The sequence below is a fragment of the Aquabacterium sp. genome (genome assembly GCF_035476535.1).
Lineage (GTDB): Bacteria > Pseudomonadota > Gammaproteobacteria > Burkholderiales > Burkholderiaceae_C > Pseudaquabacterium.
Window position 1 is genome coordinate 21276 of sequence record NZ_DATILJ010000100.1, and the last position, 8179, is coordinate 29454.

8 protein-coding genes are annotated in these 8179 nt (G+C 68.3%); 2 read left to right on the forward strand and 6 right to left on the reverse strand.

The window, feature by feature from the left end:
- Positions 1 to 13 precede the first annotated feature (13 nt).
- Together VLK61_RS10190 and VLK61_RS10195 are read left to right on the forward strand one after the other, a co-directional pair.
- On the forward strand, positions 14 to 1198 hold the full coding sequence (locus VLK61_RS10190) for a thiolase C-terminal domain-containing protein (RefSeq protein ID WP_325420779.1): 1185 nt from the start codon (positions 14 to 16) through the stop codon (positions 1196 to 1198).
- A gap of 29 nt (positions 1199 to 1227) precedes the next feature.
- Positions 1228 to 2034, forward strand: a complete 807-nt coding sequence (locus tag VLK61_RS10195; RefSeq protein ID WP_325420781.1) for a FadR/GntR family transcriptional regulator — start codon at positions 1228 to 1230, stop codon at positions 2032 to 2034.
- A gap of 56 nt (positions 2035 to 2090) precedes the next feature.
- On the opposite strand, the gene VLK61_RS10200 is transcribed toward VLK61_RS10195, so the two are convergent.
- The 6 genes from VLK61_RS10200 to VLK61_RS10225 form a co-directional block, all read right to left on the reverse strand.
- Positions 2091 to 3101 (reverse strand): flavin reductase family protein, encoded by a 1011-nt coding sequence (locus VLK61_RS10200; protein ID WP_325420783.1) that lies wholly within the window; start codon positions 3099 to 3101, stop codon positions 2091 to 2093.
- Between the two features lie 68 nt (positions 3102 to 3169).
- Positions 3170 to 4411 (reverse strand): acyl-CoA dehydrogenase family protein, encoded by a 1242-nt coding sequence (locus VLK61_RS10205; protein ID WP_325420785.1) that lies wholly within the window; start codon positions 4409 to 4411, stop codon positions 3170 to 3172.
- 22 nt (positions 4412 to 4433) lie between these two features.
- Positions 4434 to 5555, reverse strand: coding sequence for an acyl-CoA dehydrogenase family protein (locus tag VLK61_RS10210; RefSeq protein ID WP_325420787.1), 1122 nt, complete (start codon positions 5553 to 5555; stop codon positions 4434 to 4436).
- A gap of 3 nt (positions 5556 to 5558) precedes the next feature.
- Positions 5559 to 6548, reverse strand: a complete 990-nt coding sequence (locus VLK61_RS10215; protein WP_325420789.1) for a phytanoyl-CoA dioxygenase family protein — start codon at positions 6546 to 6548, stop codon at positions 5559 to 5561.
- A gap of 62 nt (positions 6549 to 6610) precedes the next feature.
- The gene (locus VLK61_RS10220; RefSeq protein ID WP_325420791.1) at positions 6611 to 7708 is read right to left on the reverse strand and encodes an amidohydrolase family protein; all 1098 of its coding nucleotides are present in this window, start codon (positions 7706 to 7708) and stop codon (positions 6611 to 6613) included.
- A 120-nt stretch (positions 7709 to 7828) separates the two neighbouring features.
- On the reverse strand, positions 7829 to 8179 hold a 351-nt coding region (locus VLK61_RS10225; RefSeq protein WP_325420794.1), incomplete at its 5' end, for an acyl-CoA dehydrogenase family protein.

Sequence of the window (8179 nt, forward strand, 5' to 3'; positions counted from 1 at the left end):
CCGTGGAGACCCGATGACAGAAAAACCCCAGATTGCCGGCGTCGGCATGGTCCGCTTCACGAAGGCCGGCCGCAGCGCCGCTTATGACGCCATGGCCGCCGAAGCCGCGCGTGCCGCACTGGCCGATGCCGGCATAGCCTACGCCGAGGTGCAGCAGGCCTACGTCGGCTTTGTGATCGGCGACACCACCTCGGGCCAGCAGTCGCTGTACCCGCTGGGCTTGAGCGGCATCCCGATCATCAATGTCAACAACGCCTGCGCCACCGGCTCCAGCGCGCTGTTCCTGGCACGCCAGGCGGTGGCCAGCGGCGTGGTGGATGTCGCGCTGGCCCTGGGCTTCGAGCAGATGCTCTCGGGCCCGCTGGCCTCGCCCTTCAACGACCGGCCCGGCGTCAATGGCGTGCTCAACAGCATGGTCAGCACGGTGCAGGGCTGGGATGCCAAGGCGCCGATCGCAGCTCAATATTTCGGCGGTGCCGGCCGCGAATACCAACGCAAGTACGGTCCCGCGAAGGACTTGTTCGCGCGCATCTCGGTGAAGTCGCGCGCGCACGCAGCGCGCAACCCGCTGGCGGTTTTCCGCGAACCGACCACAGTGGAAGAGGTGCTGGCGTCGCCGCCGGTATTTGCCGACCTGACACGGCTGCAGTGTTGCCCGCCCACCTGCGGTGCCGCCGCGGCGGTGGTGGTCTCGGCCGACTATGCGCGGCGCAAGGGCCTGCTGGGCCGCTGCGTGGCCATTGCCGGCCAGGCGCTGACGACAGACGGCCAGCGCAGCTTCGACGCAGGCAGCATGATCGCCGGCGTGGGCGCCGACATGACCCGCCGCGCCGCGCAGCAAGCCTATGCGCAGGCCGGCATCGGGCCCGACGAGTTGCAGGTGGTGGAACTGCACGACTGCTTCACGCCCAACGAGATCATCAGCTACGAGGCGCTGGGCCTGTGCCCCGAAGGCGGCGCCGAAAAGTTCGTGCGCGATGGCGATAACACCTATGGTGGGCGGGTGGTGACCAACCCGTCGGGCGGGCTGCTGTCCAAGGGCCATCCGCTGGGCGCCACCGGCCTGGCGCAGACGGCAGAAATCGTCTGGCAGCTGCGTGGCGAGGCCGGCGAGCGCCAGGTGCCCGGCGCCCGCGCGGGGCTGCAACACAACGTCGGCCTGGGCGGCGCCTGTGTCGTGACCGTGCTGGCGCGATAATGTGCAACTTGTCTACCTGAGCTAACCATATGGCCAACACAGAACCGCAAGAACGCTTCGGCCGTTCGCTGGACATGCGGTCGGACGAGCAGCAGTTCCGGGTACCGAAGACCGCTGAACTCGTCGCCCGAGACTTGCGCAGCAAGATCGTGCGCGGCGAGCTGAAGGAAGGCGATACCTTGCCGGCCGAAGGCGAACTGGTCGAGCGCTACTCGGTCTCCCGCCCGACGCTGCGCGAGGCACTGCGCATCTTGGAATCGGAAGCCCTGCTCACCGTCACACGCGGCTCGCGCGGCGGCCCGCGCGTGCACCCGCCTGATCCGCGGCTGGCGGCGCGCCACTTCGGCCTGGTGCTGCAAAACCGAGGCACCACACTGGCCGATATCTTCGGCGCCCGACTGCTGATCGAGCCCTCCTGCGTGCACCTGGTGGCCAGCACGGCCCGCAAGGCGGCCGGCCTGCGCTTGGCCGAGATCGTCGAGCAAGAGCGCGCCACGCTGCAGAGCCAGGACGAGATGGCGTTCTCGCGTGCCTCGGCACGCTTTCACCGCAGCCTGATCGAGTTGACCGGCAACCTGCCGCTGATCCTGCTGATGAACATGCTGACGCACATCTATGAGAGCCACATCGCCACCTCGGCGCTGGCGGCCAACGTCGAACGCTTCGACTCAGCCTCGCGCAGCCGCGGGCTGAAGACCCATGAGAAGCTGCTGGCACTGATCCAGGCCGGCGATGCCGATGGCGCCGAGGCCTTCTGGCGCAAGCACCTGGAGTCGATCGACAAGCTGATCCGCGAGAACTTCGCGGTGGATCGGGCGATCGACTTGCTGGAGTGAAGCCCGATCAGCCCTTGCTGGCGTGAGTTCGGTCATCCATCGTTGGATGGTGTAGGTCATCCATCACTGGATGGTGCAGCCGGCGCCGGCCACAACGCCGGCACATCGCGCGCGGTGTTGCGGATCACGCGCTTGAGCAAGTGCTTCAACAGATGGGCTTCGCTGTAGTCGATCTGCTGCAGCGCGTCTTCTTCGACACCCTTCGCGACCGCCGCCAATTCCACCATCGTGCGCACGCCGGTGTCGCTGAGCCGGAAGCGCGCGCCGGGCAGTGCCAGCACCCAGCCGGCCGCCACCAGCGACTGCAGGCGGCGCGCCTCGACGCGGCGGCCGGCCAGGGCCATCAGCGCATCGAGTTCAGCCACCGTGCGCGCTTCACCCAGGCTCAGCACATTGAGCACGAAGTAGTCGTCGTCGGCCAGCGCCCGCGCCTGCAGCGCCGGGCGCAGCAGCGACAGCAGCATCGCGTGCGCGCTGCCCAGCAGGTAGATCAGCGCATTGCGGCTGAAGCTGCCCTCGGGCGACTCCGGCGTGGCCACAGGCTGGGCACGGCGGGGCTTCTTCACCGCGACCGCATAGCCGCCTTGCTGGAACACCAGCGGTGCCTGATCGAAATGCTCGAAACTCAGCACCTCGCCGACGAAGATCTCGTGGTCGCCGCCTTCATGCCGGTAGGCCGTGCGGCATTCGAAACGCGCCGCGCAGCCCGGCAACAGCGGCACGCCACCCAGGCCGCGGGCGACTTCGACGCCGGCGAACTTTTCGATGCCGCGCTGCGCAAAGCGGTTGGACAACTGCTCCTGCTGCGCGCCGAGGATGTGCACCGCAAAGTACTCGGCCTCGACAAAGGCTTCCAGGCTGGCTGAATTGCGCGCCAGACTCCACAACACCAGCGGCGGCTCCAGCGATACCGAGTTGAAGCTGTTCACCGTGAGCCCCACGTCGCGGCCCTGGGCATCGCGTGTGGTGACGATGGTGACGCCGGTGGTGAACGAGCCCAGCGCGTTGCGGAAGGCGCGGGGGTCGACTGCAGGGCGCGGCGCGGCGAGGATTTCAAGCTCGCTCATGTCACAGGCTCCCGCCGACAAGCCGGCGCGAGACCAGCGAGGCTCTTGAACTGCGCGTACTTTGCATGCTAAGCACCCGGCGCCGTCGGTATGTCCCGAAACGCACCCCGATCGCTTCGCGGCTCGGCCGGCAGCCCCAGCGCACGCTCGGCCAGGATGTTGCGCAGCACTTCATCCGTACCACCCTCGAGGCGATGAATGGCGCCGAAGCAGAACATGCTGTGGAAGCGGCTGACGGCATCGTCGATGCCGGCGCTGCGCCCGCTGGCACCCAGCAGGTCCAGGCCGAAAGCGGCGATGTCCTGCGTGGTGCTGGCGCCCACCAGCTTGCCCACCGCCACCTCGGCGCCGGGCTGGCCGCCCTGCTCCAGCGTCGACAGGATGCGGTAGACGCCGTAGCGCATGCCGCAGACCTTGGTGTACCAGTCGGCCAGCCGCTCGCGCACCGCGTCGCTTTCGATCGGCGCGTGGCCATCGGCCCCCGGCTGGCGCGCCAGCTCGAAGATTTCGTCGAAGCCCACCGGCGTGCTGGCGCCCAGCGTCATGCGCTCGTTCGACAAGGTGGTCAGCGCCACCTGCCAGCCGCCACCCACGGTGCCCAGGCGCTGCGCATCGGGCACGAAGACATCGTCGAAAAACACCTCGTTGAAGTGGCTCACGCCCGACAGCTGCCTGATCGGCCGCGTCTGCAGGCCGGGGCTGGCCATGTCGACCCAGAACATCGTCATGCCCTTGTGCTTGGGCACGTCGAGGTCGCTGCGGGTCAGCACGATGCCGTAGGCGCTGTGGTGCGCACCGGAGGTCCAGACCTTCTGGCCATTCAGGCGCCAGCCGCCTTCGCAGGGCGTGGCGCGCAAGCGCACCCCGGCCAGGTCGGAGCCGGCTGCGGGTTCGCTGAACATCTGGCACCAGATGGCTTCGCCGCTGGCCAGCGCGGGCAGGAAGCGGCGCTGGTCGGCCGCGCTGGCGTAGGCCATCAGCGTGGGCGCGACAAAGCCCTGGCCGATCATGAAGGGGCCGAAGAGTTCGGCGAACACGCCCTCTTCTTCCTGGAAGATCACGTTCTCGCTCGGCCCCATGCCGCGGCCGCCGAACTCACGCGGCCAGACCAGACAGGCCCAGCCGGCTTCGTACTTGCGGCGCTGCCAGTCGCGCGCCACGGCCAGCCATTCATGTTCGCTGTCGAAGGGTTGGCCGGCAAAGCGCATGCCGCGTATCTTGGGCAATAGCGGCCAGGGTGCGTTGCGTTGGATCCAGTCGCGCGCTTCCATGCGGAAGGCGTGCTGTGCGGGCAGATCGGTGGGCAGCATGGGCAGGCGCGGACGAAAAGGTTCAGGCCGCCGCGGCGCGCTGCTGCAGCAGGCCGACCAGGCGGTGTTTCCAGCTCGCCAGCGAGCCGGGGGTGCCGGCCAGCGCCTGGGCGCGCCGGTAGAACAGGTGGCAATCGGCCTCCCAGGTGACGCCGATGGCGCCATGCACCTGGGTGCTGCCGATGGCACAGCTGCGGAAGGCTTCAGTCGCTGAGATGCGGGCCACGGCAGCGGCCTCGCTCAACTCATCGCTGCGCGAGGCCAGCACCGCGGCACCGTACAGGCAGTTGGAGCGGGCCAGCTCCACGGCCACCAGCATGTCGGCCATCAGGTGCTTCAAGGCCTGGAACGAGCCGATCGGGCGGCCGAAGGCATAGCGCTGCAGGCTGTAGGCACGTGCCGCCTGCAGCGCGGCCTCGGCGCCGCCCAGCTGCTCGAAGGCGACGAACACCGCCTGCGCATCGCAGGCCGCCTGCCAGCGCGCCAGGGCTTGGGCGCCGCGGGCCAGCACCTGCGCGGCATGCGATGCAAAGTGCAGGTCACCACTGGGATGCAGCAGGTCCAGCGCGGCGCCGGGTGCTGCCAGTTGGTCGAACTGCAACTGCAGCAGCAGCAGGCGAGCGCCCTCGCCTTCGCCGACGCAGGCCAGGGCATGCGTGGCCGAAGCGGCATCGGGCACCTGGCGCGCGCAGCCGCTCAATTCAAGGGATAGGACGCCGGCGCCGGACAACTGCGGCGGCTGCGGCCAGCAGTCGTCGGTCAGCAGCACACCACGAGCCGACCCATCGGCCAGCGCGGCGCCCAGCGCATCGGGCGCCATGCCCTCCCCATCGGCCAGCTGCAGCCCATGCACGAAGGCGCAGGCGCTGGCGACAAAGGGCACGGCACTCAAGGCGCGGCCGGCTTCTTCGGCCAGCACACACAGCGTGGGTGCGTCCAGGCCGCTGCCGCCGCGTGACTCAGGCCAGGCCGCCGCCAGCCAGCCGCCTTCTGCCAACGCACGCCACAGTGCCGCATCGGCCGGGCCGGTGTTGCCGGCAGCGACACCGGTATCGGCCAGTGCGGCGCGCCGATCGCCGCGGGCCAGCAGCCTGGCGAAGTCGGCGCGTAGCGCTTCCTGTTCCGGCGTAAAACCCAGTTTCATCGCTCAGTTCGCCTTCAGGCCCATCGCGCGCGCATCGTCGTCGCGGTTCTTGCGGTCGCCCATGCCGTCCAGTGCCACCGGACGCGCAGCGCTGTCGCGGCGCAGCTCGGGCACGTAGGGCGTCTTGCGGTTGGTGTTCTGGAACGCATCGGGCGTGGCGGCCTCGATGCGGCCGCTGGGTTCGGCGCAAAAGCCCAGCAGCTTCAGCTCGTCGGCGCTGAGGCCGGCATGCACCTCGCGCTGCAGGTTCAGCGCAATGTTGTCCATGGGCTTGACCCAGTGCTGCTGCCACAGCGTGGTCAGCGACAGGCGGGTCTTGTCCGAGGTGGAGATGCCGGACTGGTGCCAGGTGCGGCTTTCGAAGAAGATCACCGAGCCGGCCGGTGCCTCGACCGCCACGGTGCCAATCGGCTCGGGGTTGTGCGCGCCGCGCTCGGCGCTGTAGGCCTGCTTCGGATAGCCGCCGAGGTGGCTCTTGGGCACCACGCGCGTGGCGCCCATCACCTCTTCGAACTCGGTCAGGCACAGCATGCAGTTCAGATAGGTCGGGACCTCCGTCCAGGGCATGAACTGCTGGTCCACATGCACCACCATCGGCTCGGCGCCGCGGCGCACGATCAGCCCGGTCATCGCCGACAGATGCCACGAGGCGCCGCGGAACAGCTGCTGGTTGTAGGCCGCGAACAGCGGGTGCTTCAGGTAATCGATGAACACCCGGCCCTTGTTGTAGAGCGCCGGAATGCCTTGCCAGCCCGGCATCGCGCCAGGCTCGGGCCGGCCGTACCAGGTGCCCGCGCCGCGGCTCTGGCTGGACAGCAAGCCGACGCCGTATTCGCATTCCAGCTCGGCCTGTTCGACCAGGCGCTCGCGCAGCGCTTTCAGCTGTTCGCCTTCGACAAAGCCTTCGTGCACGCACAGGCCGTATTCGGCGAGATCGCGTTGGCCTTGTTCCACATCGCGCGTCGGCGCGGGGAGCTTGAGTTGGGTGGTCATGTGTGTCTCCGGGATCGGGCAATCAGGCACTCAGGCACTCAGGCAATCCAGCCATCCAGCCATCAGGCACCCAGTTTGTCGGCCAGCCGCCGGGGCACCATGCCGTACAGGCGCGCGGCGGTGCCACCCAGGATATCGGCCTCGATGTCAGGCGCCAGGCCGGCGCCGCCGAAGACCTCGTCGATCACCTGGCGCGAGCGCGGGAAGGTGCCTTCCATGTGCGGATAGTCGGAAGCCCACAGCAGGCATTCGTGGCCCGTCATGGGGATGGTCTGCAGGCAGGCGCGGTCGAACTGGAAGGTGGCCTTGACCTGCCTGTACAGGATCTCGCTGGGCTTGCGGCTGAGCTTGGGCTTGATGTAGTACTGGTGCGCCTCGTTGACCTCGTCGAGCCGTTCGCCCAGCGCCACCATCCACGAGGCGCCTGCCTCGATGACGACCATGGTCAGGCCCGGGTGCCGATCGAGCGCGCCGCCGGCCACCATGTAGGTCACCAACTCCTCGGTGGCAAAGCCCAGCCGCATGTAGTTGATGATCGCCGCACCCGGACCGCGTTCGGTGATTGGCGTCAGGCCCGAGGCCACATGAAAAGCCAGCGGAATGTTCTGCTGCTGCGCATAGGCCCAGACCCGGTCGAAGTCCTTGGTGTTGTAGCGCAGGCCCAACGGCGGCAAGGTCGGCAGCATCACCGCGCGGTAACCCAGGCCCACCACGCGCTGGAACTCTTCCAGCGTCTGGCCGGCATCGCGCATCGGCAGCACGGCGCAGGGCACGAAGGTGTCGGCATGCGCGCCGAACTGCTGCATCAACCAGTCGTTGTAGACCTGCATGCAGGCGAAGCTGAGCTCGGCATCGTCGATGGCGTAGCACATCATGCCGAGGTTGGGAAACAGCAGCTCGGCATCGATGCCGTCGCGCTGCATGTCCTGGAAGCGCAGCGCAGGGTTGGTGCCGCCGATGCGCGGGTTGTCGGAATTGCCGTCGCCCACCTGCATGCGGTGCAGGTCCTGGCCATCGGCCGTCATCACCAGGTAGCCTTCGCGGCGCTCGGCGCGCAAGGCACGGTCGCGCAGCGCCGGCGGCAGGCCTTCCTGCCACAGGCCGCGCGGCTCGACCACGTGTGAATCCATGCTGAAGACAAAACGCGGATCTCGGGACATCGGGCTTCTCCGGGGCGCCAAGATCACCCTCTTGGTCGCTGACTTAGTTAACTATGTTGATCAGCTTATGCGATCACGCTGTGGCTGTAAATAGCCGGCTGGCAGGGGTTTGCCCTGGGCTTACCCGGGGCTGGCCACCATTTCGCACAACTCGGTGACCAGGCGCTCGCGCCAATCCGCCGGGCTGCCGACCAGGCTTTGCAACAGGCGTGCACGGCGGTAGAACAGATGCGGGTCGGCCTCCCAGGTGGCACCGAGGCCGCCATGGGTCTGGATGCATTCCTTGGCCGCGAACTCGAAGGCCTCGCAGGCGGCCAGGCGCGCGGCCGCCGCGGCCGCCGGCAAGGCTTGCGGCGCAGACTCCAGCGCCCAGGCGCCGTAGCAGGCGTGGGCGCGCGCCAGCTGGTTGCGGACATACATGTCGGCCAGCTTGTGCTTGATGCCCTGGAACGAGCCGATGGCGCGGCCGAA